This window comes from Candidatus Symbiothrix dinenymphae, from assembly GCF_001431085.1.
Genome location: NZ_BBRU01000401.1, coordinates 1 through 454 on the forward strand (window position 1 = coordinate 1; position 454 = coordinate 454).

The 454-nt window shown below is 46.0% G+C and carries 1 pseudogene; it reads right to left on the bottom strand.

Annotated features, from left to right (window positions below):
• Positions 1-454: pseudogene (locus ASC50_RS04580) on the bottom strand (hypothetical protein); the annotation flags it as partial.

Consider the following 454-nt stretch of genomic DNA (forward strand, 5'->3'; position numbering starts at 1 on the left):
AAATCGTTCAGAATGGGAAAGATGTAACCGTCATTCAAATTTTCCGCGAAAAAGGGCTGTATGCTCGCCATGCCGTAGTTATCTGCCAGGTATTTAAGCGGGTCTTTGATTCGGTCTCGCACTGTTTTGTCCAATCTATCAATGTGGGTTTTGGAAGTGGTGCGTGACAGTTTGCCATTGTTCAAAAACGGCATTTGCTGTAGCGTCGTTTCCAAGTCGTTGGAAATGACGTGTTTAGTGATGTTTGAAACGCGCCACGGACCAATGGAGGCGAGCAGCAAAAGGACGGTTGGCGAAATGATAATCCACTTGATATGCTTGGTTTTGGTCAGAAACAGGTAGAGAAAAATGCCATAAAACCAGACATTTAGCATCATCAAACCGTCGCGCGTGATGCCGGCGTTGTTGACGAGGATGTCCACACGTCCGAAATCGTTTACAATCGTCTCCACAA